The organism is Streptomyces sp. NBC_00433 (genome assembly GCA_036015235.1).
Lineage (GTDB): Bacteria > Actinomycetota > Actinomycetes > Streptomycetales > Streptomycetaceae > Actinacidiphila.
In genome coordinates this window covers 3,822,848-3,847,486 of record CP107926.1, presented here as the reverse complement: position 1 = coordinate 3,847,486, position 24,639 = coordinate 3,822,848, and the positions used below count along the sequence as shown (strand labels likewise).

The window sequence follows — 24,639 nt, the reverse complement described above, 5'->3', positions numbered from 1 at the left end:
GCTGGCAGCCGCCAGTTCGCACTGACATCGGTACCTGACACGGCCGGTGCAGCGTAGAAGGAGAAAGACCATGCCTCAGCCTGCCAAGGGTGCCCGTCTGGGCGGCAGCGCCGCGCACGAGAAGCTGCTCCTCGCGAACCTCGCGAAGTCGCTCTTCGAGCACGGCCGCATCACCACCACCGAGGCCAAGGCGCGCCGGCTGCGCCCGGTCGCGGAGCGCCTCATCACCAAGGCGAAGAAGGGCGACATGCACAACCGTCGCCAGGTGCTGCAGACGATCACGGACAAGAGCATCGTGCACACGCTCTTCACCGAGATCGGCCCGCGGTACGAGAACCGCCCCGGTGGCTACACCCGCATCACCAAGATCGGCCCCCGTCGTGGCGACAACGCCCCGATGGCGGTCATCGAGCTGGTCGAGGCCCTGACCGTGCAGCAGTCCGCTGTCGGTGAGGCCGAGGCCGCGACGAAGCGTTCCGCGAAGGACACCGCGGGTGACGACGCCCTGAAGGACCTCAAGAAGGACGAGGCCGTCGAGGACGCCAAGCCCGCTGACGCGGAGGACGACACCGAGGCGTGAGCCCGGTTGTGTTCCACGGGCGGACCCGTACCCCCTGGGGGTACGGGTCCGCTTCCGTTCCCCCATGGCGAGGAGCTACCCCGTGAGTGACGACCCGGCACCCGGCTTCGTGAGGGTCCGGCTGGACCTGGCATACGACGGGGCCGAATTCTCCGGCTGGGCCAAGCAGCGCACCCGGCGCACCGTGCAGGGCGAGCTGGAGTCCGCGATCGCCACGGTGCTGCGGCTGCCCGACCCGGTCGAGCTGACCGTGGCCGGCCGCACGGACGCCGGCGTCCACGCGCGCGGCCAGGTCGCGCACGTCGACCTGCCCGCGGACGTCTGGGCCGCCGAGCACGACAAGCTGCGCAGGCGCCTGGCGGGACGGCTGCCCTGGGACGTCCGCGTCTTCGGCGTCCGCGAGGCGCCCGCCGGCTTCAACGCGCGCTTCTCCGCGATCTGGCGGCGGTACGCCTACCGCGTCGGCGACCACCCCGGCGGGGTGGACCCGCTGCTGCGCGGCCACGTCCTGTGGCACGACCGCCCGGTCGACGTCGACGCGATGAACGCCGCCGCTTCGCTGCTGCTCGGCGAGCACGACTTCGCCGCGTACTGCAAGAAGCGCGAGGGTGCGACGACGATCCGCACGCTGCTGGACGTGCGGTGGGTGCGGCGCGATGACGGCGTGGCCGTCGCCACGGTGCGGGCTGACGCCTTCTGCCACAACATGGTGCGGGCGCTGGTCGGGGCGATGATCCTGGTCGGGGACGGGCACCGGGCGGTGGGCTTCCCCGCGGAAGTCCTGGCCGGACGGGTCAGGCACTCCGCGGTGAACGTCGTGCGTCCGCACGGGCTCACCCTGGAGGAGGTCGGCTACCCCGCCGACGCCATGCTCGCGGCGCGCAACCTGGAGTCCCGCAACCTCCGCACACTGTCCGTGCCGGGTTGCGCCTAGGGGGGTGCCCCTCGCGCTGGCCCGCGCGCCTGCGGCCCGCTGGGGGCTGGTCGCTCCGTTCTCCCCCCAGCGCTTCGCCAGGGGGTACCCCCACGCACGCCTGGGTGATTGCCACTTGCGGTGGCGTTGCTTTCTTTCCCGCCTCTCCGGCGGGGCGCGCAGTTCTCCCCCAGAGCTTCGCCTGGGGGTACCCCCACGCGCCCCTTTGGGCCTGCGTCCTCCTGCGCCAGGTGTTTGCCCCTGGCAGGGGCGAAGCCCTCTGGGCGGAGGGTGAGCGTTTTTCAGGGGCGCGTGGGGGTACCCCCACGCGAAGCTCTGGGGGAGAACGGCGCGACAAGCCACCCACGCAGCGGCACTGTGGAGTCCGTAAAGCACCCCGCAGGGAGTGGCGGGGAACTGCGCGCACAGCCCCCACCGGGCCGCAGGCTAGCGCCGCACCGCAAGGGGCAATCACCGGTGTGCCGGGGCGCCCCCGCCGGAGGGGCTACTGTCGTGTGGGGTCCGCAGCGGCAGCGTCTTTGCCGCGTTGGACTATGCGGTTGAAGGCGAAGTCGGACGCGTCATCGGCCGCCTGCCGGCCCACCGTGTCGGTCGCCGCCAGCGTCGTGCCGTTCTTGAAGCCGGCGATGGCGAAGTAGGCGTAGCGGCCGACGGAATTGGCCGTCATCTGGCAGCGCACGGCGTGGCAGAAGTCGGGGACGCCGCCGCCGTTGAGCGGGGCCAGGTATTGGGAGACGCCGCCGACCTTCTTGGCGTGGGTGTTGTCGGGGAAGACGGCGACGCCGACCGTCACGGCGAGCGCGCCCTGCGTGTAGGTGGCGCGGATCAGCTTCTGGCAGCCGTTGGCGGTGAGGGCCGTCGCGACGCCCTTGCGGGCGTTCTTCGCGCAGGCCGTCGTGACGTCGGCCTTGGTCTTGACGTAGGTGCGGCCCTGCCAGACGAACTGCTTGCCCGGGAAGAGGGAGTCCGGGGTGAGCGGGGCCTTGTCCTTGGCGGCGGTGTTGAGGTAGTCGAGCGGGTTCGCCGGCGGGGGCGGGGCGACGGAGGAGAAGGACGGCAGGGGAGGGAGCGTCGGCTGGCTCGCGGTGGCGCCGGTGGACGAGGACGGTCCCGCGACCGGCTTGTCGTCGCTGCTCTTGCCCGACATGACGACGGCGGTGGCGACACCGCCGGCTATGACGGCGACGGCGACGATCCCGCCGGTGAGCATCAGCGCGCGGCGCCGGCGCGCACCGGTGGCCTCCTGCCGCTCGGCGAGCGCGCCCCAGTCGGGCGTGGCGGCCTCCGGCTCGGGCGTCCGCTCGCGTGGCGGCGTCGGCCGGGGTACGGGCCCGCCCGCGAACGGTACGTGCCCGCCACCGCCGTGGGCGGGCTGCCGCGGGCCCTGCGGGGCCTGCTGCGGGGGCCCGTAGGCCTGTTGCGGCGCTGGGGCCGCGTGCCGGGCCGGGCCCTGCTGCTGCGGGGGCGCGTACTGCTGCTGGGCAGGCGGCTGCGGTTGCTGAACCGGCGGCTGCTGAACCGGCGGCTGCGCCCACTCCTGCGCCGGCGCGATCTGCGGCGCCGCCTCCTGCGGGGGCGTCGGGTCCAGCGCGGGCTGCTGGGCCTCGGGTGCCCAGGGCCGGCCCTGGGCGTGCGGCGGGGGCCCTGCCTGGGCGGCGGCGTCGGCCTGGGGGGACCAGGCGGGGCCGGCGGAGGGGGCCTGCGGCGGTGGGGCCTGGCGGCGGAACTGCCGGCGCGGGTCGGCGTCCTGGTGGGACTGCGGACGGGAGGGGATGACGCGTCCCTCCAGCACTTCGCGCTCGCCGGCGCCATCGGTGGTGGAGCGCGGTTCCTGCGGCGGCTGCTGCTGCCCGGGGCCATCGGTCATGTCGCGCATCATATTGCCGGTCCGGCTACCGGCCTACCGGGGGCCGTACGGGGAAAAGCGGTTGGGCGCACTCGGAGCACACGGGAGAATTCACGCCATGGGACATGTGGAAGCAGCGCACCTGGAGTACTACCTGCCGGACGGGCGGGCGCTGCTCGGCGACGTCTCGTTCCGCGTCGGCGACGGCGCGGCCGTGGCACTGGTCGGGCCGAACGGCGCAGGCAAGACCACGCTGCTGCGGCTGATCTCCGGCGAGATCGCCCCGCACGGCGGCGGTGTCACCGTCAGCGGCGGCCTCGGCGTGATGCGGCAGTTCATCGGCAGCGTCCGGGACGACAGGACCGTACGCGACCTGCTGGTCTCCGTGGCGCACCCGCGTATCAGGGCGGCCGCGGAAGCCGTGGACGCGGCCGAGCTGGCGATCATGGCGCAGGACGACGAGCCCGCGCAGATGGCATACGCGCACGCGCTCGGCGACTGGGCGGAGGCGCGCGGCTACGAGGCCGAGACGCTGTGGGACATGTGCACGATGGCCGCGCTCGGCGTCCCCTACGAGCGGGCGCAGTGGCGCGAGGTCAAGACGCTGTCCGGCGGCGAGCAGAAGCGGCTGGTGCTCGAAGCGCTGCTGCGCGGTCCGGACGAGGTGCTGCTGCTCGACGAGCCGGACAACTATCTGGACGTCCCCGGCAAGCGGTGGCTGGAGGAGCAGATCGCCGCCACCAGGAAGACCGTGCTGTTCGTCAGCCACGACCGCGAGCTGCTGTCGCGTACGGCGGAGAAGATCGTCAGCGTGGAGACCGGCCCCGCCGGGTCGACGACCTGGGTGCACGGCGGCGGCTTCAGCACCTTCCACGAGGCACGCAAGGAGCGCTTCGCGCGCTTCGAGGAGCTGCGGCGCCGCTGGGAGGAGGAGCACGCCAAGCTCAAGGCGATGGTGCTGCGGCTGCGGCAGCAGGCGGCGAACAGCCCCGACATGGCGTCGCGCTACCACGCGGCCCAGACCCGGCTGAAGCGGTTCGAGGACGCGGGCGCCCCGCAGGAGCCGCCGCGCGAGCAGGACATCAGGATGCGGCTCAAGGGCGGCAGGACCGGTGTGCGGGCGGTGACCTGCGAGAAGCTGGAGCTGACCGGCCTGATGAAGCCGTTCGACCTGGAGGTCTTCTACGGCGAGCGGGTCGCGGTGCTCGGCTCCAACGGCTCGGGCAAGTCGCACTTCCTGCGGCTGCTGGCCGGTGACGAGGGTGTGGCGCACACGGGGACGTACAAACTGGGCGCCCGCGTCGTGGCGGGCCACTTCGCGCAGACCCACGCGCACCCCGAGCTGCGCGGCCGCCCGCTGGTGGACATCCTGTGGACCGAGCACTCGCGGGACCGCGGCCGGGCCATGTCGGTGCTGCGCCGCTACGAGCTGGAGCAGCAGGGCGACCAGCCCTTCGACAAGCTGTCCGGCGGGCAGCAGGCGCGCTTCCAGATCCTGCTGATGGAGCTGGAGGGCACCACCGCGCTGCTGCTCGACGAGCCGACGGACAACCTGGACCTGGAGAGCGCCGAGGCCCTCCAGGAGGGTCTTGAGGCCTACGACGGCACGGTGCTCGCGGTGACCCACGACCGCTGGTTCGCCCGCAGCTTCGACCGCTACCTGGTCTTCGGCTCAGACGGCCTGGTCCGCGAGACGGCCGAGCCGGTGTGGGACGAGCGCCGGGTGGAGCGCAAGCGGTAGCGGGCAGGGTAACGGCCCAGGACCGTTCCCGCGGGGCGTGGGGGACCCCCGTTTTGACCCGTACGGCCCCGCCCCGGTATTCTACGAGTTCGTTATGCGTATTGGCTTGCTCTATCTCACGTGAGGGGCCCTTACGCCGGTTCACCGGGCCGATGACCAGCGGCAGGCAGACGGGTTGCGTCCCCGTATGCGGCCACGGCTGTCGTGATCGTCCGGGTGGCCTTGTCAGGACCCTTCCCCACCGCCCTCGCGGCGGGTCAGGGGAAACCACTACTGAGAAGAAGCGAAGGCTACGACCGTGCGTACGTTCAGCCCCAAGCCCGGCGATATCCAGCGCCAGTGGCACGTCATCGACGCGCAGGACGTTGTCCTGGGCCGTCTGGCCACTCAGGCCGCCACCCTTCTGCGGGGCAAGCACAAGCCCATCTACGCGCCCCACGTCGACACGGGTGACTTCGTCGTCATCATCAACGCCGACAAGATCCACCTCTCGGGTAACAAGCGGACCCAGAAGATGGCCTACCGCCACTCGGGTTACCCGGGCGGTCTGCGTTCCGTGCGCTACGACGAGCTGATGGACAAGAACCCCGAGAAGGCCGTCGAGAAGGCCGTCAAGGGCATGCTCCCCAAGAACACCCTGGGCCGTCAGATGCTCTCCAAGCTGAAGGTCTACTCGGGCGACCAGCACCCGCACGCTGCACAGCAGCCGGTGCCGTTCGAGATCACCCAGGTCGCGCAGTAGTTCCGGCCACCAGCTACCACAGAAAGAATCCTGAGGAGAATCGTGGCTGAGACCACTGCCGAGACCGTCATCGAGGGCGACGAGTCCTTCGAGGAGATCACCACCTTCGAGTCCGACGCCGTCGAGGGGGAGTACACCTCCGAGTCGCTCGCGTCGCGCTTCGGCGACCCGCAGCCGGCCGCCGGCACCGGCCGCCGCAAGCAGTCCATCGCGCGTGTCCGTATCGTCCCGGGCAGCGGCAAGTGGAAGATCAACGGCCGCACCCTTGAGGGCTACTTCCCCAACAAGGTGCACCAGCAGGAAGTCAACGAGCCCTTCAAGGTGCTCGAACTCGACAACCGCTACGACGTCATCGCCCGCATCAGCGGCGGCGGCATCTCGGGCCAGGCCGGTGCGCTGCGCCTCGGTGTCGCCCGTGCGCTGAACGAGGCCGACGTCGACAACAACCGCGGCCCGCTCAAGAAGGCCGGCTTCCTGACCCGTGACGACCGCGCGGTCGAGCGGAAGAAGGCCGGTCTGAAGAAGGCCCGCAAGGCGCCGCAGTTCAGCAAGCGCTAGTCGCCACCGGCACACGCGACGGCACGCCGTCGCCGCTGCCGGTGCCGCTGCACAACGCCCCGGAGGCACACCATTGCCTCCGGGGCGTTCGCATGTGGCGCCGTGGTCGTATATCTGTGGTGATACGACTGGTACAACCAATAACAGGGCGCCAAACGTCAAGCACCAAGCAGGTGCGCCCCGCCCCCGGCTCGCGCACTCGGCGCCGGCGCCGGCGGCCGGCACCTGCGCACCTGGAGTACGGCCGGGCACGGCCGACACGGCAGAGCCGCCGTATCGCATCGGAGGACACACAGTGGGACGACTCTTCGGTACCGACGGGGTGCGTGGCATCGCCAACGCGGACCTCACCGCCGAGCTTGCGCTCGGCCTGTCGGTCGCGGCGGCACACGTACTCGCCGAGGCGGGCACCTTCGCGGGGCACCGCCCGGTCGCGGTGGTCGGGCGCGATCCGCGCGCCTCGGGCGAATTCCTGGAGGCCGCTGTCGTGGCGGGCCTGGCGAGCGCGGGCGTGGACGTCCTGCGGGTCGGTGTGCTGCCCACCCCGGCGGTGGCGTATCTCACCGGCGCGCTGGGCGCCGACCTCGGCGTGATGCTGTCCGCGAGCCACAACGCGATGCCGGACAACGGCGTCAAGTTCCTCGCCCGCGGCGGCCACAAGCTGGACGACGACCTTGAGGACCGGATCGAGAAGATCTACGAGGAGCACCGCACCGGCGCCCCCTGGCTCCGCCCCACCGGCGCGGGCGTCGGCCGGGTCAAGGACTACGACGAGGGCTTCGACCAGTACGTCGCCCACCTCATCGGCGTGCTGCCCAACCGGCTCGACGGCCTCAAGATCGTCCTGGACGAGGCGCACGGCGCCGCGTCCCGCGTGTCGCCCGAGGCCTTCTCGCGGGCCGGCGCGGAAGTCATCACCATCGGCGCCCGCCCCGACGGCCTCAACATCAACGACGGCTGCGGCTCCACCCACCTGGAGCTGCTCAAGAGCGCCGTCATAGAGCACGGTGCCGACTTCGGCATCGCGCACGACGGCGACGCCGACCGCTGCCTGGCCGTGGACGGGGCGGGCGAGGAGGTCGACGGCGACCAGATCCTGGCGATCCTCGCGCTGTCGCTGCGCGAGCGCGGCGAGCTGCGCGGCAACACCGTCGTCGGCACCGTGATGTCCAACCTGGGCTTCAAGCTGGCCATGGAGCGCGAGGGCATCACCCTCGTGCAGACCGCGGTCGGCGACCGCTACGTCCTGGAGTCGATGAAGGAGCACGGCTACGCGCTCGGCGGCGAGCAGTCCGGCCACGTCATCGTGCTCGACCACGCCACCACCGGCGACGGCACCCTGACCGGGCTGCTGCTCGCCGCCCGCGTCACCGCGACCGGCCGCACCCTTGCCGACCTGGCCGGTGTCATGCGGCGGCTGCCGCAGGTGCTGGTCAATGTGCCGGACGTCGACAAGAGCCGCGCCGGGACCGCTCCCGAGCTGGTCATGGCCGTCGCCGAGGCCGAGGCGGAGCTGGGCGCGACCGGGCGGGTGCTGCTGCGCCCCTCAGGCACCGAGCCGCTGGTCCGCGTCATGGTGGAGGCCGCCGACATCGACCACGCCAGGTCGGTGGCGGGCCGCCTCGCGGACGTCGTCAAGTCGACACTGGGCTGACGCGCCCGCCACGTCCTGCGCCGCCGGCACCCCGCGGCGCCCGCGGCCGTTCTCGGGCGGGCAGCGTCAGGGTGCCGGCGCACGCGGCGTCACAGTTTGCGCAGCGAAAGGCGCTGCACCTTGTGGTCCTGGCTCTTGCGCAGGACCAGCGTGGCCCGGCTGCGGGTCGGCAGGACGTTCTCCTGGAGGTTCGGCCGGTTGACGGTCCGCCAGATCATGCGGGCGTAGTCCATCGCCTCGTCCTCGGCCACCCGGGTGCATTTCGTGAAGTACGAGTCGGGATTCTGGAAGGCGGTCTCCCGCAGCTTCCTGAACCGCCCGAGATACCACTGCTCGATGTCCTCGGTGCGGGCGTCGACGTAGACGCTGAAGTCGAAGTAGTCCGCCAGCCCGATCCTCGTACGGCCGTCCTGCCCCGGCAGCGCGGGCTGCAGCACGTTCAGGCCCTCCACGATGAGGATGTCGGGACGGCGGACGGTCAGCAGCTCACCGGGCACGATGTCGTAGATCAGGTGCGAATAGACCGGCGCGGTCACCTCGGCCTTGCCGGACTTCACGTCCGCGACGAAACGGGTCAGCGCGCGCCGGTCGTAGGACTCGGGGAAGCCCTTGCGCGACATCAGGCCGCGCCGCTGCAATTCCGCGTTGGGCAGCAGGAAGCCGTCGGTGGTGACCAGCTCCACCCGCGGGTGCTCCGGCCACCGCGCCAGCAGCGCCTGCAGCAGCCGGGCGGTCGTCGACTTCCCCACCGCCACGCTCCCGGCGACGCCTATCACGAACGGCGTCCCCGGCTGCGGGCCGCCCGCCGCGCCCGCCAGGAAGGTGTTCAGCGCCCCGCGCAGCCCGCTGTGCGCGGCCACGTACAGATTCAGCAGGCGGGACAGAGGCAGGTAGACGTCCACCACCTCGTCGAGGTCGATGACGTCCCCGAGCCCGCGCAGGCGCTCCACCTCCGCCGCGGTCAGCGGCAAGGGCGTCCGCTCCCGCAGGGCGCTCCACTGCCCCCTGGTCAGGTCGACGAAGGGGCTGGCGGGCGCGGTGGGGGTGGTCGTCACGGTGAGCATCCTCGCAGGGCGCGCGCCGCGGCCGCGCGGCGCCGGCCCCTTAAGCTGGCCCCATGTACGGCAACGCCACGCGCCCCCGAGGGGACGCCGGATGATCGTCGGGGTCGGGATCGACGTCGCCGAGATCGAACGGTTCGCCGCCGCGATGGAGCGCACCCCGGGAATGGCGGAACGCCTCTTCACCCCCGGCGAACTGCGGCTCCCCAGCGGCGCCCCGCGCGGTATCGCCTCACTCGCCGCGCGCTTCGCCGCCAAGGAGGCGCTCGCCAAGTCCCTGGGCGCCCCCGCCGGGCTCAGCTGGCTCGACGCCGAGGTCAGCACGGAGCCGTCCGGGCGCCCCCGGCTGACCGTCACCGGCACGGTCGCCGCCCGCGCCGCCGAACTCGGCGTACGCAGCTGGCACCTGTCCCTCAGCCACGACGCGGGTGTCGCCTCCGCCGTGGTCATCGCCGAGGGCTGAGCCGTCCGCCGGCCGTGGCCGAAACCCGGGGCCGGGGTGCCGCGGTGGCGGGTCTGCAAGGGTCGCCGAGCTGGGCGTAGGCGGCCGGCACCAGTTCCTCGACCACGACGCGGGTGCCGCCTCCGCGGTGGGCCGCGCCAGGGGCCGGGGTGCCGCGGTGGCGGGCGGTACGTATCGTCGGGGGCAAGGCGACGGGAGGGCACGCGATGAGGTACGCGCACACGGTCCAGGCCGTACGGGACGCGGAGGCCGCGCTCATGGCGCGGCTGCCGGAAGGCACGCTCATGCAGCGGGCCGCCACCGGGCTCGCGGCCGTCGGCGCCGACGTCCTGGGGCGCGTCTACGGCGCCCGGGTCGTCGTGGTCGCGGGAAGCGGCGCGAACGGCGGTGACGCCCTCTACGCGGGCGCGCGCCTCGCCCGCCGCGGCGCCGGGGTCACCGCCGTCCTGCTGGCGCCCGAGCGGGCGCACACCGGCGGCCTCGCGGCGCTGCGGGCCGCCGGCGGCCGGGTCGTGGACGACCGCGACGGCCTCGCGGCCGTCACCCGCGCGCACCTCGTCTACGACGGGATCGTCGGCATCGGCGGCAAGGGCGGACTCCGCCCGCAGGCCGCCGACCTCATGCGGGCCGCGTACGACACCCGGGCCGCCGTCGTCGCCGTCGACCTGCCCAGCGGCGTCGACGCCGACACCGGAGAGGTCACCGGCGAAGCCGTCCGCGCCGACGTCACCGTCACCTTCGGCACGTACAAGCCCGGCCTGCTCATCGACCCCGCCGCCGAACTCGCCGGCGCCCTGCGGCTCATCGACATCGGCCTCGGCCCCCACCTGGGCGCTCCCGCGGTCGAGGCCCTCCAGCACGCCGACGTCGCCGCGCTGCTGCCGCGGCCGGGCGGCGAGAGCGACAAATACCGGCGAGGCGTGGTCGGGGTCGTCGCCGGGTCCGACCGCTACCCCGGCGCCGCGGTCCTCGCCGTCTCCGGCGCCATCCGCGGCGGCGCGGGAGCCGTCCGCTACGTCGGCGGTGGCGCGGCCGCCGTCCTCGCCCGGCACCCCGAGACGCTGGTCTCCACCGGATCCCCGCACGACGCGGGCCGCGTCCAGGCGTGGGTCGTCGGACCCGGGCTCGGCGACTCGGCCGCCGCCAGGGCCGCGGTCGCGGAAGTCCTCGCCACGGATGTGCCGGTGCTCATCGACGCGGACGGGCTCCGGCTGATGTCCCGGGACGCGGTCCTTGCCCGGACCGCGCCGACCGTGCTCACGCCGCACGCGGGTGAGGCCGCCGCGCTCCTCGGGCGGCCGCGCGAGGACGTCGAGGCCGCGCGCCTCTCCTCGGTACGCGACCTTGCCGACGCCTTCCGTGCGACGGTTCTTCTCAAGGGGTCCACCACGCTGGTGGCCTCGGCCACCTCCTCCGACCCGGTCCGGGTCAACCCCACCGGGACGCCGTGGCTCGCCACGGCCGGCAGCGGTGACGTCCTCTCCGGCCTCGCCGGGGCCCTCCTGGCCACGTCTCTCCCGGCCCCCGCGGCTGCCTCCCTCGCCGCCTACCTCCACGGCCTGGCGGCCCGCCTCACCCCCACCCCCCTCACCGCCCTCGACGTGGCAGACTCCCTCCCCACGGCGTGGCGCAACGCCAAGACCTAGCCTGCGGCCCGCCGTTACGCCCCCGGGTGCCACTCCCTGCGGGGTGCCGTTACGGACTCCACGGTGCCGCTGCGTGGGTGGCCGGTCTCGCAGTTCTCCCCCAGCGCTTCGCCTGGGGGTACCCCCACGAGCCCCTGGGTGGGTGCCCCTTGCGGTGGCGTTGCTTTCTTTCCCGCCTTGTCGGCGGGGCGCGCAGTTCTCCCCCAGAGCTTCGCCTGGGGGTACCCCCACGCGCCCCTGGGATGGTGGCCGTCCGTTGCCACACGACGGTCCGTCGTGGCTTGTCGCTCCGTGGGGGTACCCCCCCAGAGCTTCGTCTGGGGGTACCCCCACGCGCCCCTGAAAAACGGTCATCCTCCCGCGCAGAGCCCAGCCCCTGGCAGGGGCGAAGGCTGGGCGGCGGAGGACGCAGGCCCAAAGGGGCGCGGGGAACTGCGCGACCAGCCAGAGCGGACCGCAACTGTGAACGCAACAGGACGGGGCTGCCACCCCAGGGGCGCGTGGGGGTACCCCCAGGCGAAGCTCTGGGGGAGAACTGCGCGCGCAACCACCACGCAGCGGCACCGGGGAGTCCGTAACGGCACCCCGCAGGGGGTGGCATCCGGGGGCGTAACTGTGCGGGCCGCAGGCTACTGGCGGAGGGTGCGGAGGGCCGCTGCGAAGGGGGCCGTCTCGGGGCCCAGAGGGGAGAAGAAGGAGGCGTCGCAGGCCTCCACCGAGCTCACCGCGCGGTTCGCGACGTCGCGACCCTCGGTCGTCACAGCCAGCGCTCGCGCCCTCGCATCGCCGGGGTGGGCGTGGCGGGTGAGGAGACCGCGGGATTCCAGGGTGCGGAGGACTTGCGACGTCATCATCGGATCGGTCGCCGCGTGATCGGCGAGCCGCCGCTGGGTGACGGGGGAGTCGGAGTCCTGGAGGTACGTGAGGGAGGCGAGGAGGACGAACTGGACGTGGGTGAGGCCGTGGGGCCGCAGGGCCGCGCGCTGGGCGGCCTGCCAGCGGTTGGTGACCTGCCAGAGCAGCAGCCCCGGGCTCTCCTCGGCGGAGCCGAAGGACGTCGCGAGGCTCATGCGGCTTCCGCCGCCACGCCGAGGCGGTCCAGGTCGGCCTGGAGGGTGGCGGCGATGCCCTTGCCGAGGGCGAGGTTCCAGACGCGGGCGAGGGGGCCGCGGAGGGTCGCGGTGACGTCCACCCGGGTGGACCCCTCGGCCGTGGCGGAGACGAGGTGGCGGAAGGTCAGCCGGGCCCCGACGAGCTTGGAGACGTCGGTGAACTCCCGGCCGGGGACGAGCGCGGCCACCACGAAGGGCACCTTCGGCGCCCCCTTGGGCTTGAGGACACCCGTGGCGCCGGGCGTGAAGGGGCCGTCGAGCCGGACCCATTCGGTGTCGGCATTCCACTCGGGCCAGGTCGCCATGTCCGCCCAGCGGTCGAAGAAGGCGCCGGGGGTCGCGGACGAGGTGATGCGTGCCGTTCCCAGAGTCATCATGCTTTTAGTATGCGCGCATACTATCGAGCCGTCAAGGGCAACCATGACCCACGCCTGAGACACTGACCTGGATGAACGACATGACGAGCGGGCGCGGCTGGGCGCAGATCGACCTGGACGCCTTGCGGGCGAACGTCGCCGCGCTGCGGGCCAAGGCCCCCGGTGCGGCCTTCATGGCGGTCGTGAAGGCCGACGCGTACGGCCACGGCATGGTGCCGTGCGCGAGGGCCGCGCTGGAGGGCGGCGCCACCTGGCTGGGCGTGGCCACGCCCGAGGAGGCGCTGGCGCTGCGCGCGGCCGGTGTCGGCGGCCGGGTGCTGTGCTGGCTGTGGACCCCTGGCGGCCCCTGGCGGGACTGCGTGGAGGCCGACGTCGACGTGACGGTCAGCGCGCACTGGGCGCTGGAGGAGGCGGTGGCCGCGGCGCGTGCCGCGGGCCGCACCGCGCGCGTACAGCTCAAGGTCGACGCGGGACTCGGCCGCAACGGCGCGCAGCCCGCGCAGTGGCCGGCGCTGACCGCCGCGGCGAGGGCGGCGGAGAAGGCGGGGCTGATCCGGGTCACCGGCCTGTGGGCGCACTTCTCCTGCGCCGACGAGCCCGGTCACCCGTCGATCGAGCGCGAGTTGGGCGTCTTCCGTACCGCGCTCGCGCAGGCCGCCGACGCCGGGCTCGACCCGGAGGTGCGGCATATCGCCAACTCGCCCGGCACCTTGACGCTGCCGGAGTCGCACTTCGACCTGGTGCGGCCCGGCGTGGCCATGTACGGCATCTCCCCGGTGCCGCAGGTCGGCGGGCCCTCGGACTTCGGGCTGCGCCCGGTGATGACGCTCGCCGCCCGGCTGGCCAGCGTCAAGCAGGTGCCCGGCGGCCACGGGGTCAGTTACGGCCACCACTATGTGACGCCGGGTCCGACGACGCTTGCGCTGGTCCCGCTGGGGTACGCAGACGGTGTGCCGCGGCATGCGTCCGGTGCGGGCCCGGTGCTGGTGGCCGGGAAGTGGCGGACGGTGGCGGGACGGGTGGCGATGGACCAGTTCGTGGTGGACCTCGGCGGCGACGCCGCGGCCGCGGGGGACGAGGTCCTGCTGTTCGGGCCCGGCGACCGGGGCGAGCCGACCGCGGAGGACTGGGCGCGGGCGTGCGGCACCATCGCGTACGAGATCGTCACCCGCATCGGCGGCCGGGTGCCGCGGGTGTACGGGGGGCGTGGCTGAGCAGGTGGGAGCAGGCGTGAAGTGGGAGCGGGCCGGGCTGGTCGGTGCCGCGATCGGGGTGGCGGCCGCGGGGGCCGCCGCCGGGCTGGCGATCGAGCGGGTCACCGTCGGGCGCGGGGTGCGGCGCAAGGCGCAGCTGGCGCTGGACGCGACCGGGCCCTACGGGAATCTGCGCGGGGTGCCGGGCACCGCGACCGCGGAGGACGGCACCGAGCTGTATTTCGAGACCGAGGACATCACGCCCGTCGAGGTGGCGGAGCCGCCCGCGCGCCGCGGCTGGCGGCGCGGGCGCAGGGGCGGCGGGGCCGCGCCGCTGCCGGTCACCGTGGTCTTCTCGCACGGCTACTGCCTCAACCAGGACTCCTGGCACTTCCAGCGGGCGGCCCTGCGCGGCTCGGTGCGGGCGGTCTACTGGGACCAGCGCAGCCACGGCCGCAGCGAGCGCGGCCGCGACCAGGCCGCGGGCGCCCCCGCGACCATCGACCAGCTGGGCCGCGACCTGAAGGCCGTGCTCGACGCGTGCGCGCCGGAGGGGCCGGTCGTGCTGGTCGGCCACTCGATGGGCGGCATGACGGTGATGGCCTTCGCCGACCAGTACCCGGACTACGTCCGCGAGCGGGTCGCCGGGGTCGGCTTCATCTCGACGTCCTCGGGCAAGCTGGCCGCGGTCACCCTGGGGCTGCCCGCGGTCGGCGCGCGGGCCTTCCGCGCGGTCGCGCCGGGCCTGCTGAAGGTCATGGGCAGCCAGGCCGACCTGGTGGAGCGGGCGCGGCGGGCCACCGCCGAGCTCTTCGCCGGGATCATCAAGCGCTATTCGTTCGGCTCGGACGTGGACCCGGCGGTCGGGCGGTTCGCCGAGCGGCTGATCGAGTCGACGCCGATCGACGTGGTCGCCGAGTTCTACCCGGCCTTCACCGAGCACGAGAAGGGCGACGCGCTCGCCGTGCTGGACGGGCTGCCGGCCCTGGTGATGGCCGGGGACAAGGACCTGCTGACGCCCAGCGCGCACAGCACCGAGATCGCCGAGAAGCTCCCCGAGGCCGAGCTGGTGGTCGTGCCGGGCGCCGGGCACCTGGTGATCTTCGAACGGCCCGAGCTGGTGAATTCGGCCCTCGCGCTGCTGATCGCCCATGCCGCGGACTCGGTGCGGGCACCGGTCGCCGACGGGCTGCGCGAGCTGGCGGCGGCGGGCGAGGCGTAAGGCGGCCGGACGGGTCGCGGACGGGCGGGGTGTGCGGGTCGGCGCGTAGGCTTCGCGGTCATGGGCACACCGCACGACCCGTTCCCGGCGGGCACTCAGGACCGGCTCCCCCCTGCCGTCCGGATCACCGTACGTACCGCCGAGCGCATGCGTGACCTGGGGCGACGCCTCGCCGCGCTGCTCGACCCCGGCGACCTGGTCCTGCTCAACGGCGAGCTGGGCGCGGGGAAGACCACCCTGACCCGGGGCCTGGGCGAGGGCCTGGGCGTACGCGGCGCCGTCACTTCGCCGACCTTCGTCATCGCCCGCGTCCACCCCTCGCTGACCGGCGGCCCCGCCCTGGTCCACGTGGACGCCTACCGGCTGGGCGGCGGCCTGGACGAGATGGAGGACCTGGACCTCGACGTGTCGCTGCCGGAGTCGGTGGTGGTCGTCGAGTGGGGCGAGGGCAAGGTCGAGGAGCTGTCCGAGGCCCGCCTGCAGGTCGTCATCGAGCGCACGGTGGGCTCCACCCCCGAAGCCGACGACGACGCCAGGGTGGTCACCGTCAGCGGCATCGGCCCGCGTTGGGCCGGTACGGACCTGGCGGCGCTGGAGGTCTGAGGGAGGGACCGGAGCGCCCGAGCGGCCCCTGAGGTCCGAGGGGCGGGACAGGCCCGAGCGGAACTGACGGCCGTCGTGCAGGCCTTGAACGGCGGGAGGGCCCCGAGCGGGCGCGGCATGAACCGACAGGCTGTCGGGAAGATGTTGCGTGGGGACCGGCACCCGTGGTGTCCTGGTTCCCAGGGGCCCGCTTAGGGCTGCCTAACTTCCACCGCTCGGGGAGGCACCATGTCGGCCCACGACCCCCAGGACCACCAGCCCGCCCCCACCTTCCGCGACCTGCTCGCCGCCGCAGAGGCGGCCCGCCGGATCTCCACCCCGCCGCCCGCCGCACCGCGGCCCGAGGCCCCCGCCGGCGTCCCCGACGAGGACGCGGCATAGCCCGTACGGGTGAAAAAACAGCGGGCGCGGCAATATGCCACGCCCGCGCTGCCCGCAGCAGTGCGCCGAGCCGTCAGGGCATCACGTCGATGGCGCTGCCCACCGTCGCGAACTGCCACATCGCCGCGGTGTCGGCGCGCGTCGCCCGGATCGCCGCATTCTGCTTCGCCGGGTCCGGCTTGGTCAGCGAGCCGTCGACGGCCGCGCTGAAACCGATGTTCACCCCGCCGGTCATCGCGAAGAGCACCGTGTGCTCGACCTGCTTGCCGTCACCGCCGACGCCCACCTCGCGCCGGAAGAAGACATGGTGCAGCCCCTTGGACGGCTTCACATTGCCGGCGACCACCGGATAGGTGCGCACCACCTTGTTGCCGTCGTCCACCAGCCACACCCGCTGCGCGGAGACGCCGTAGACGACGCGCTTGCCGACACCCGAGTGCAGGGGCAGCGGATACGTCCTCGGCTTCGGCTTGACCGAGGCGGACTTCTGCGGCGGGGCCGCGGAATGCGCCGCCGCCGGGCCCTTCGGCGCCGAACCCGACGCCTGCGCGGCCATCACCGCGATCACCACCATGGCCGCCGCGGTCAGTCCCGTGACGAGGGTGCCGGCTTTGATTGCCACGGAAGTCCTCCGGTCGGGTTGCGCGCCTACTCCCCGCTGACGGTAGCAGCCGCCGCGGCCGCCTCCGCCGCCCTGGGCCAGAGCCCGCACACCACCGCCGCGGCCGTACGGGCCCTGCCCGTACCCTGGGGGCGTGCTGCTGCTTGCCTTCGACACCGCCACGCCCGCCGTCACCGCCGCCCTGCACGACGGGGAGCGGGTGCTCGCCGAGTCCACGGTCGTCGACGCGCGCCGGCACGGCGAACTGCTGGTGCCCGCCATCGACCGGGTCCTGGCCACCGCGGGCCGTGCGCTCGCCGACGTCACCGGCGTCGTCGTCGGCGTCGGACCCGGCCCCTACACCGGGCTGCGGGTCGGCCTGGTCACCGCCGCGTCCTTCGGCGACGCCCTGGACATCCCCGTGCACGGCGTGTGCACCCTCGACGGCCTCGCCTGGGCCGCGGGCGAGGCGGGCCTGGCCGGACCCTTCACGGTCGCCACCGACGCCCGCCGCAAAGAGGTCTACTGGGCCCGCTACGACGGCCCCGCCGTCCGCGTCACCGAGCCCGCGGTGAACCGCGCCGCCGACCTGCCGCAGGACGTCCTCGCGCTGCCCGCCGTCGGCGCCGGCGCCGCGCTCTACCCCGAGGCCTTCACCGACCGCCGCCCCGACCCCGCCCACCAGTCGGCCGGCTCGCTCGCCGCGCTCGCCGCCCACCGGCTGGCCGCGGGCGAGGCCTTCGCCCCCGCGCTGCCGCTCTACCTGCGCCGCCCCGACGCCCAGGTGCCCGCCGGCTACAAGGCGGTCCTGCCGAAGTGAACGACCTGAACGACGTGGTCCTGCGCGACATGCGCTGGTGGGACCTGGACCGGGTCGTCGCACTCGAAGTCGCCCTCTTCCCCGACGACGCCTGGTCCCGCGGCATGTTCTGGTCGGAGATCGCCGACACCAGGCACCCGGCCGCCACGCGGACCTACCTCGTCGCGGAGACCCCCGACGGCCGTATCGCCGGCTATGCGGGGCTCGCCGCGATCGCGGGCACCGGCGACGTCCAGACCATCGCGGTCGCCCGCGACCACTGGAGCACCGGGCTCGGCTCCCGGCTGCTCACCGCCCTGCTGCGGGCCGCGACCGCCGCGGAATGCCACGAGGTGCTGCTCGAAGTACGGGTCGACAACGCCCGCGCCCAGCGGCTCTACCAGCGCTTCGGCTTCGAGCCGATCGGCATCCGCAAGGGCTACTACCAGCCGGGCAACGTCAACGCGCTCGTCATGCGCCGCGCCGACCCGGCACAGAACCTGGCTGAGGAATTCCATGGCTGACGAACCCCTAGTGCTCGGCATCGAGACCTCGTGCGACGAGACCGGCGTCGGCATCGTCCGCGGGCACACCCTGCTCGCCGACGCCGTCGCCTCCAGCGTCGACGAGCACGCCCGCTACGGCGGCGTCGTCCCGGAGGTCGCCAGCCGCGCCCACCTGGAGGCGATGGTCCCCACCATCCAGCGGGCGCTCAAGCAGGCCGGCGTGACCGCGGGCGACCTCGACGCCATCGCCGTGACCGCCGGCCCCGGCCTCGCGGGCGCGCTGCTGGTCGGGGTGTCGGCGGCCAAGGCGTACGCCTACGCGCTCGGCAAGCCGCTCTACGGCGTCAACCACCTCGCCTCGCACATCTGCGTCGACCAGCTCGAACACGGCCCCCTGCCCGAGCCGACGATGGCGCTGCTGGTCTCCGGCGGCCACTCCTCGCTGCTGCTGGCCCCCGACATCACCGGCGACGTACGCCCGCTGGGCGCCACCATCGACGACGCGGCCGGCGAGGCCTTCGACAAGGTCGCCCGGGTCCTCGGCCTCGGCTTCCCCGGCGGCCCCGCGATCGACCGCTACGCCCGCGAGGGCGACCCCGCCGCCATCGCCTTCCCCCGGGGCCTGACCGGCGGCCGCGACCCGCTCTACGACTTCTCCTTCTCCGGCCTCAAGACCGCCGTCGCCCGCTGGGTCGAGGCCCGCCGCAGGGACGGCCAGGACGTCCCCGTCGCCGACGTGGCCGCGTCCTTCCAGGAGGCCGTGGTCGACGTGCTGACCCGTAAAGCCCTGAGGGCCTGCAAGGACAACGGCGTCGACCACCTGATGATCGGCGGGGGAGTCGCCGCCAACTCCCGGCTGCGCTCCCTGGCCCTGGAACGCTGCGAGGGCGCCGGAATCCGCCTCCGGGTGCCGCGCCCCGGCCTGTGCACCGACAACGGCGCCATGGTGGCCGCGCTGGGCGCGGAAATGGTCGCCCGAGGGCGCCCCTCGTCCACCTTCGACCTCCCGGCCGACTCCTCGCTGCCGGTCACCGAGGTGTCCGTGCCGGGGCACACGCACGTGGACGCCGGCGCCGGCGTCGGGGCTGGCATTGAGGCGCACCGGCACGGGCACGGCCACGCGCACGCGCACTCGCACGAGGTCGGCGAAGGCAACCTCTACGGATGAGCGTCACCCTCATGTGGGAGGCCGCCGCCGCCAAGGGCCGCGGCCCCGAACTCCTCGCCTGGGCCCGGGAAGCCGCCGCCGCACTGCCCGGCGGCTTCCTGCGCCGCGAATTCCTCACCGCGCCCGGTGACCGCGTCCTCGTCCTGACCTGGTGGGACGCCGCATACGACGACGCCGTGCCCGAACTGGCCCAGCCGCCCGCCGACCTGGTGCGCCGCGACGTCCACCGCTGGCGGTTCAGCTCCGTCGCGGTGGAACCAGCGGGCTGAAAAACGCCTCGTCCAAGGTGAGCGCGCCGCCGAGTGCTCGTACCACGACGTAGCAGCACCCGACGTAGGGTCCCTCCCCCATGCGCGCACCACGCGGAACTGTCCTCCTGCTCCTGGCCCTGCTCCTCACCACGGCCTGCACGGCGACCGACGCCACACACTCCCCGGCGCCCCCGCCCCGCACCACGGCGCCCACCCCCACCCCGAAGCCCTCCCCGACCGACGACCGCGCGGCCGGCTTCCGCAAATGGGGCCTCCCGCTCCTCCCCCCGCCGCCCGCCCCGCCCGCGGTCAAACCGATACACACGGGTGACGGGACGATACCCGTCGTCAGCGACATACCGACCGACCAGAAAATAGTCTTCCTGACCTTCGACGACGGCGCGGAGAAGGACCCCAAATTCGTTCAGATGATGCGGGACCTGAGAATCCCCTTCACGATGTTCCTGACCGACGACGTCATCAAGAACGACTACGGCTTCTTCCGCCCGCTCCAGGCCCTCGGCAATTCCATACAGAACCACACGCTCAGTCACCCCGACCTGCACACACGGTCGTTGGCGCAGCAGAAGCACGAAATCTGCTTTCAGCAGGAGAAGCTCACGCACGAATACGGGACGGCTCCCGGGCTCTTCCGGCCGCCGTACGGCAACTACAACGCCGACACGCGGGCCGCGGTCGCATCCTGCGGGGGTCTGCGGGCGATGATTCTCTGGCGCGAGTCGATGCAGATCAAGAAGGTGCAGTTCCAGCGCCCGGACAAGAAATTTCACCCGGGTGACATCATTCTGGCCCACTTTCGCGGGCCCGCGCAGCTCAAGGGGGAAACCATGACGGTGATGACCGCCAACCTGCTGCGGCAAGTTGCCTCGCAGGGTTTCACCCTGGCCCGGCTCGACGACTACGTCTAGCCGACGCACGGCGACGCCCCCCAGGGCCGCGGGCCCGCCCCCGATCCGCGGCTGGCGCCGCGTGGGCGCTGCTGCGTAAGGGGGTGCCCCCCAGGGGCGCGGGCCTGCACCTGATGTGCGGCTGGCGCCGCGTGGGCGCCGCTGCGTAAGGGGGTGCCCCCCAGGGCCGCGGGCCCGCCCCCGATCCGCGGCTGGCGCCGCGTGGGCGCCGCTGCGTAGGGCGGCGCCCCCAGGGGCGCGGGGAACGGCGCGCGCAACCCACCACTCGCCGTCGTGTGGCGACGGACCGCCACCACCCCAGGGGCGCGTGGGGGCACCCCCTGCCGAAGAGGCACCCCACACCCCCGCGCCCGGGGAAGGCGCCCCCCTGCCGAAAGGGCACCCCCCCGTGCCCGGGGGAAGGCGCCCTTGCCGAAAGGGCACCCCCCCGTGCGCGGGGAAGGGCGCGTCCGGACAGTTACGCCGGGTGGGCCAGGAGCATCGTGGGAGCGCCGGAGGCCCTCGTGAGGAAGACCGTCGTGGAGTGCGGGCCGCGAGGCCTTACGCGGCGGCGGAGGTCCTCCGGGTCCACGGCGGAGCCGCGCTTCTTGACGGTGAGGACACCGACCTCGCGTTCGCGCACCAGCGCCTTGAGCCGCTTCAGCCCGAAGGGCAGGACGTCGGTGACCTCGTACGCGGTGGCGAACGGCGTGGGCCGCAACTCGTCGGCGGTGACGTACGCGATCGTGGCGTCGATCAGCCCGCCGCGTACTTCCTCCGCGACCTCGGCCACGAGATGCGCGCGGATGACGGCGCCGTCCGGCTCGTAGAGGTAGCGCCCGACCGGCCGCACCGGGGGGTCGGGCAGGCCGCGCCCGACCAGGGTGGCGCCCGACGGGAGCAGGGTCGCGCGGCGGCCGCCGGGCCGTACGCGGTCGCCGCGGCCGTCGAACCACAGCACCGCCTCCTTCACGTCGCCGCCGTCCGAGATCCACTCGGCCTCCGCGGCGGGCGGCACCGCCTCGTGCGGGATGCCGGGGGCGACCTTCACCGCCCCGGGCGCACCGGACGCCGCCGCGCCGAGCGCCCACGACAGCGGCGGCGAATACGCCTCCGGGTCGAAGACCCTGCCCCTCGCCGTGCGGCGGGCCGGGTCCACGAAGACGCCGTCCAGGCCGCCCGTACCGGCGTCCAGCACGTCCGCGCACCTGACCTCAAGGCGGTCGGCCAGGCCGAGCGCGGCGGCGTTCGCGCTGACCACCGCGCAGGTCAGCGGGTCGCGGTCGACGGCGGTGACCGACAGGCCGGCCCGCAGCATGGCGATGACGTCGCCGCCGACGCCGCAGCACAGGTCCGCGACGGCCGCGGGCCCGAAGTCCGCGAATCTGGCGGCCCGGTGGGTCGCCACCGACGCGCGGGTGGACTGCTCCAGACCGTGCGGCGTGAAGTACATCCGGTGGGCGTCGACCGGGCCGAACTTGGCGACGGCGCGTTGGCGCAGGCGCGTTTGGGCCAGGGCCGCCGCCACCAGGTCCGCGGCGTGGGTACGCCGCAGACGCGTGGCTGCCGCCAGGTCGTTCACGGGGTCGTGCTCCCGCAGCCCGGCCAGCAGCACTTGCCCTTCGGCGGTCAGCAATCCCTCAAGATCCTCGGGCGTCACGCCCCCATTCTCCCCTCCGCCCGGCGGCGCCCTCCCGCTGCCGCGGCGCCTGGGCGGTGGCCCTTCCACCAGGGCGTGCCATTCCCCGGGCCCGGGGGGTTCCCCTTCGGCAAGGGGGTGCCCTTCCGCTGGCGCGGTGGCTGTGCGGTGCCTTTCGGCAAGGGGGTGCCACCCAGGGGCGCGTGGGGGTACCCCCACGCGCCCCTGGGGTGGTGGCCGTTCGTCCGCACAGGACGGCGTGTGGTGGGTTACGCGCGCCGTTCCTCGCGCCCCTGGGGGCGTTGCGGTCCGTCGGCATACGACGGTGGGTGGGGGGTGGCGGCCGTCGCCGAGTGGGGGCGGATGGGGGGTCGGGGTACCCCGGATGGAGTGGTGTGGCTGGCACTCCGCTTGACCGAGTGCTAAAGGCGTCCTAGTCTCGCTTTTGGCACTCGGCCCCGCTGAGTGCCAGAACAACAGCGACGGGCAGGTCCGGCACCCGCGACGACGGGCCTACCAGGTCGCCGACCCAGACAGACACTCCCGTGAGCCCTTTGAAGGGGGAGGTCGGATCGTGACGACCGCCAGCACCAAGGTTGCCATCAAGCCGCTTGAGGACCGCATCGTGGTCCAGCCGCTCGACGCCGAGCAGACCACGGCCTCGGGCCTGGTCATTCCGGACACGGCGAAGGAGAAGCCCCAGGAGGGCGTCGTCCTGGCCGTGGGTCCGGGCCGCTTCGAGGACGGCAACCGCCTGCCGCTCGACGTCGCCGTGGGCGACGTCGTGCTGTACAGCAAGTACGGCGGCACCGAGGTGAAGTACAACGGCGAGGAGTACCTCGTCCTCTCGGCCCGCGACGTTCTCGCGATCATCGAGAAGTAATTCCCCGGCTGCACAGCCGTGATCCCGCCCCGGGAGTCCCTGTCCTTGAGGCCGGGTCCCGGGGCGGTTTTTTCGCCGTCCTTACCGTCCGTGACGACGTGATTAGACGAGTAGACGAGGTAGTTCGCAGGCATGGCCAAGATTCTTAAGTTCGACGAGGACGCCCGTCGCGCCCTGGAGCGCGGCGTCAACAAGCTCGCCGACACCGTGAAGGTGACGATCGGCCCCAAGGGCCGCAACGTCGTCATCGACAAGAAGTTCGGTGCCCCGACCATCACCAACGACGGCGTGACCATCGCCCGTGAGGTCGAGCTGGAGGACCCGTACGAGAACCTGGGCGCCCAGCTCGTCAAGGAGGTGGCGACCAAGACCAACGACATCGCGGGTGACGGCACCACCACCGCGACTGTCCTCGCCCAGGCGCTGGTCCGCGAGGGCCTGCGCAACGTGGCGGCCGGCGCGTCCCCCGCCTCGCTCAAGAAGGGCATCGACGCGGCCGTCAAGGCGGTCTCCGACGAGCTGCTGGCCACCGCCCGCGCCATCGAGGGCAAGGAGGACATCGCGGCCGTCGCCGCCCTGTCCGCGCAGGACAAGCAGGTCGGCGAGCTGATCGCCGAGGCCATGGACAAGGTCGGCAAGGACGGTGTGATCACCGTCGAGGAGTCCAACACCTTCGGCCTGGACCTGGAGTTCACCGAGGGCATGGCCTTCGACAAGGGCTACCTGTCGCCGTACTTCGTGACGGACCAGGAGCGTATGGAGGCCGTCCTCGACGACCCGTACGTGCTGATCCACCAGGGCAAGATCTCCTCGATCCAGGACCTGCTGCCGCTGCTGGAGAAGATCATCCAGGCGGGTGGCTCCAAGCCGCTGCTGATCATCGCCGAGGACGTCGAGGGCGAGGCGCTGTCGACCCTGGTCGTCAACAAGATCCGCGGCACGTTCAACGCCGTCGCGGTCAAGGCGCCCGGCTTCGGTGACCGCCGCAAGGCCATGCTCGGCGACATCGCCACCCTCACCGGTGCGACCGTCATCGCCGAGGAGGTCGGCCTCAAGCTCGACCAGGCCGGTCTGGACCTGCTGGGCACCGCCCGCCGCGCCACCATCACCAAGGACGAGACCACTCTCGTCGACGGTGCGGGCGACAAGTCCGAGATCGAGGGCCGCGTCAACCAGATCAAGGCGGAGATCGGCACCACCGACTCCGACTGGGACCGCGAGAAGCTGCAGGAGCGGCTGGCCAAGCTGGCCGGCGGCGTCTGCGTCATCCGTGTCGGCGCGGCCACCGAGGTCGAGCTGAAGGAGAAGAAGCACCGTCTCGAGGACGCGATCTCCGCGACCCGCGCGGCCGTCGAGGAGGGCATCGTCTCCGGCGGTGGCTCCGCCCTCGTCCACGCCGTGAAGGTACTCGCCGAGAACCTGGGCAAGGAGGGCGACGAGGCCACCGGTGTCGCCGTCGTCCGCCGCGCCGCCGTCGAGCCGCTGCGCTGGATCGCCGAGAACGCCGGCCTTGAGGGCTACGTGATCACCGCCAAGGTGGCCGAGCTCGAGAAGGGCCACGGCTTCAACGCGGCCACCGGCGAATACGGCGACCTGGTCAAGGCCGGCGTCATCGACCCGGTCAAGGTCACCCGCTCCGCGCTGGAGAACGCGGCGTCCATCGCGTCGCTGCTGCTCACCACCGAGACGCTGGTCGTCGAGAAGAAGGAAGAGGAGCCGGAGTCCGCTGCCGGTGGCCACGGCCACTCGCACTGACCCCGCCTTTTCCGGC

25 protein-coding genes are annotated in these 24,639 nt (G+C 73.1%); 19 read left to right on the top strand and 6 right to left on the bottom strand.

From position 1 onward, the window contains the following. Positions 1 to 70 precede the first annotated feature (70 nt). Together rplQ and truA are read left to right on the top strand one after the other, a co-directional pair. Positions 71 to 580: a 50S ribosomal protein L17 gene (gene rplQ / locus OG900_15935; GenBank protein ID WUH91450.1), complete on the top strand. Its 510-nt coding sequence runs from the start codon at positions 71 to 73 to the stop codon at positions 578 to 580. A gap of 82 nt (positions 581 to 662) precedes the next feature. Then, a complete protein-coding gene (gene truA, locus OG900_15930) occupies positions 663 to 1,514 on the top strand; it encodes a tRNA pseudouridine(38-40) synthase TruA (protein ID WUH91449.1) in 852 nt (283 codons plus the stop codon). Between the two features lie 484 nt (positions 1,515 to 1,998). Here the strand turns inward: truA and OG900_15925 are convergent, their stop codons facing one another. Further along, on the bottom strand, positions 1,999 to 3,381 hold the full coding sequence (locus OG900_15925; protein WUH91448.1) for a hypothetical protein: 1,383 nt from the start codon (positions 3,379 to 3,381) through the stop codon (positions 1,999 to 2,001). Between the two features lie 97 nt (positions 3,382 to 3,478). Here OG900_15925 and OG900_15920 point away from each other — a divergent pair, with 97 nt between their 5' ends. From OG900_15920 to glmM, 4 genes are all read left to right on the top strand, one after another. Continuing rightward, positions 3,479 to 5,101 carry an ATP-binding cassette domain-containing protein gene (locus tag OG900_15920; GenBank protein WUH91447.1) on the top strand — a complete coding sequence of 541 codons (1,623 nt, stop codon included), beginning with the start codon at positions 3,479 to 3,481 and terminating at the stop codon, positions 5,099 to 5,101. Positions 5,102 to 5,399: 298 nt separating this feature from the next. Beyond that, positions 5,400 to 5,843 carry a 50S ribosomal protein L13 gene (rplM, locus tag OG900_15915; protein ID WUH91446.1) on the top strand — a complete coding sequence of 148 codons (444 nt, stop codon included), beginning with the start codon at positions 5,400 to 5,402 and terminating at the stop codon, positions 5,841 to 5,843. A gap of 42 nt (positions 5,844 to 5,885) precedes the next feature. Next, positions 5,886 to 6,401: a 30S ribosomal protein S9 gene (rpsI, locus tag OG900_15910; GenBank protein WUH91445.1), complete on the top strand. Its 516-nt coding sequence runs from the start codon at positions 5,886 to 5,888 to the stop codon at positions 6,399 to 6,401. Positions 6,402 to 6,696: 295 nt separating this feature from the next. Beyond that, positions 6,697 to 8,055 carry a phosphoglucosamine mutase gene (gene glmM, locus OG900_15905; GenBank protein WUH91444.1) on the top strand — a complete coding sequence of 453 codons (1,359 nt, stop codon included), beginning with the start codon at positions 6,697 to 6,699 and terminating at the stop codon, positions 8,053 to 8,055. Between the two features lie 89 nt (positions 8,056 to 8,144). Here the strand turns inward: glmM and coaA are convergent, their stop codons facing one another. Then, positions 8,145 to 9,119, bottom strand: coding sequence for a type I pantothenate kinase (gene coaA / locus OG900_15900; protein ID WUH91443.1), 975 nt, complete (start codon positions 9,117 to 9,119; stop codon positions 8,145 to 8,147). A 91-nt stretch (positions 9,120 to 9,210) separates the two neighbouring features. Between coaA and OG900_15895 the strand changes: the two genes are divergently transcribed. Continuing rightward, the gene (locus tag OG900_15895) at positions 9,211 to 9,579 is read left to right on the top strand and encodes a holo-ACP synthase (protein WUH91442.1); all 369 of its coding nucleotides are present in this window, start codon (positions 9,211 to 9,213) and stop codon (positions 9,577 to 9,579) included. 206 nt (positions 9,580 to 9,785) lie between these two features. Further along, positions 9,786 to 11,225, top strand: a complete 1,440-nt coding sequence (locus OG900_15890) for an NAD(P)H-hydrate dehydratase (GenBank protein WUH91441.1) — start codon at positions 9,786 to 9,788, stop codon at positions 11,223 to 11,225. 629 nt (positions 11,226 to 11,854) lie between these two features. Here OG900_15890 and OG900_15885 read toward each other — a convergent pair. Together OG900_15885 and OG900_15880 are read right to left on the bottom strand one after the other, a co-directional pair. After that, positions 11,855 to 12,295: a MarR family winged helix-turn-helix transcriptional regulator gene (locus OG900_15885; GenBank protein ID WUH91440.1), complete on the bottom strand. Its 441-nt coding sequence runs from the start codon at positions 12,293 to 12,295 to the stop codon at positions 11,855 to 11,857. Further along, positions 12,292 to 12,714: a hypothetical protein gene (locus OG900_15880; GenBank protein WUH91439.1), complete on the bottom strand. Its 423-nt coding sequence runs from the start codon at positions 12,712 to 12,714 to the stop codon at positions 12,292 to 12,294. The genes OG900_15885 and OG900_15880 overlap by 4 nt, the downstream gene beginning before the upstream one ends. A 71-nt stretch (positions 12,715 to 12,785) precedes the next feature. On the opposite strand from OG900_15880, the gene alr reads away from it, so the two are divergent. The 4 genes from alr (at position 12,786) to OG900_15860 (ending at position 16,113) form a co-directional block, all read left to right on the top strand. Beyond that, positions 12,786 to 13,928: an alanine racemase gene (gene alr, locus OG900_15875; protein ID WUH91438.1), complete on the top strand. Its 1,143-nt coding sequence runs from the start codon at positions 12,786 to 12,788 to the stop codon at positions 13,926 to 13,928. Next, positions 13,921 to 15,129, top strand: coding sequence for an alpha/beta hydrolase (locus OG900_15870; GenBank protein WUH91437.1), 1,209 nt, complete (start codon positions 13,921 to 13,923; stop codon positions 15,127 to 15,129). Before alr ends, OG900_15870 begins: the two co-directional genes overlap by 8 nt. A gap of 60 nt (positions 15,130 to 15,189) precedes the next feature. Then, a complete protein-coding gene (gene tsaE, locus OG900_15865) occupies positions 15,190 to 15,732 on the top strand; it encodes a tRNA (adenosine(37)-N6)-threonylcarbamoyltransferase complex ATPase subunit type 1 TsaE (protein ID WUH91436.1) in 543 nt (180 codons plus the stop codon). Positions 15,733 to 15,960: 228 nt separating this feature from the next. Next, positions 15,961 to 16,113, top strand: a complete 153-nt coding sequence (locus OG900_15860; GenBank protein ID WUH91435.1) for a hypothetical protein — start codon at positions 15,961 to 15,963, stop codon at positions 16,111 to 16,113. A 73-nt stretch (positions 16,114 to 16,186) separates the two neighbouring features. On the opposite strand, the gene OG900_15855 is transcribed toward OG900_15860, so the two are convergent. Continuing rightward, positions 16,187 to 16,735, bottom strand: a complete 549-nt coding sequence (locus tag OG900_15855; GenBank protein WUH91434.1) for a hypothetical protein — start codon at positions 16,733 to 16,735, stop codon at positions 16,187 to 16,189. Positions 16,736 to 16,868: 133 nt separating this feature from the next. Between OG900_15855 and tsaB the strand changes: the two genes are divergently transcribed. The 5 genes from tsaB (at position 16,869) to OG900_15830 (ending at position 20,367) form a co-directional block, all read left to right on the top strand. Further along, positions 16,869 to 17,534 carry a tRNA (adenosine(37)-N6)-threonylcarbamoyltransferase complex dimerization subunit type 1 TsaB gene (gene tsaB, locus OG900_15850; GenBank protein WUH91433.1) on the top strand — a complete coding sequence of 222 codons (666 nt, stop codon included), beginning with the start codon at positions 16,869 to 16,871 and terminating at the stop codon, positions 17,532 to 17,534. A 29-nt stretch (positions 17,535 to 17,563) separates the two neighbouring features. After that, positions 17,564 to 18,037, top strand: coding sequence for a ribosomal protein S18-alanine N-acetyltransferase (gene rimI / locus OG900_15845; GenBank protein WUH95783.1), 474 nt, complete (start codon positions 17,564 to 17,566; stop codon positions 18,035 to 18,037). Next, positions 18,030 to 19,187 (top strand): tRNA (adenosine(37)-N6)-threonylcarbamoyltransferase complex transferase subunit TsaD, encoded by a 1,158-nt coding sequence (gene tsaD / locus OG900_15840; GenBank protein ID WUH91432.1) that lies wholly within the window; start codon positions 18,030 to 18,032, stop codon positions 19,185 to 19,187. The genes rimI and tsaD overlap by 8 nt, the downstream gene beginning before the upstream one ends. Further along, positions 19,184 to 19,456, top strand: a complete 273-nt coding sequence (locus tag OG900_15835) for a hypothetical protein (GenBank protein ID WUH91431.1) — start codon at positions 19,184 to 19,186, stop codon at positions 19,454 to 19,456. Before tsaD ends, OG900_15835 begins: the two co-directional genes overlap by 4 nt. An 80-nt stretch (positions 19,457 to 19,536) precedes the next feature. Beyond that, positions 19,537 to 20,367, top strand: coding sequence for a polysaccharide deacetylase family protein (locus tag OG900_15830; GenBank protein WUH91430.1), 831 nt, complete (start codon positions 19,537 to 19,539; stop codon positions 20,365 to 20,367). A gap of 457 nt (positions 20,368 to 20,824) precedes the next feature. Here the strand turns inward: OG900_15830 and OG900_15825 are convergent, their stop codons facing one another. Continuing rightward, on the bottom strand, positions 20,825 to 22,006 hold the full coding sequence (locus OG900_15825) for a class I SAM-dependent methyltransferase (GenBank protein WUH91429.1): 1,182 nt from the start codon (positions 22,004 to 22,006) through the stop codon (positions 20,825 to 20,827). 553 nt (positions 22,007 to 22,559) lie between these two features. Between OG900_15825 and groES the strand changes: the two genes are divergently transcribed. Together groES and groL are read left to right on the top strand one after the other, a co-directional pair. Next, the gene (gene groES / locus OG900_15820) at positions 22,560 to 22,868 is read left to right on the top strand and encodes a co-chaperone GroES (GenBank protein ID WUH91428.1); all 309 of its coding nucleotides are present in this window, start codon (positions 22,560 to 22,562) and stop codon (positions 22,866 to 22,868) included. A gap of 132 nt (positions 22,869 to 23,000) precedes the next feature. Continuing rightward, positions 23,001 to 24,623, top strand: coding sequence for a chaperonin GroEL (gene groL, locus OG900_15815; GenBank protein WUH91427.1), 1,623 nt, complete (start codon positions 23,001 to 23,003; stop codon positions 24,621 to 24,623). Positions 24,624 to 24,639: the final 16 nt, after the last annotated feature.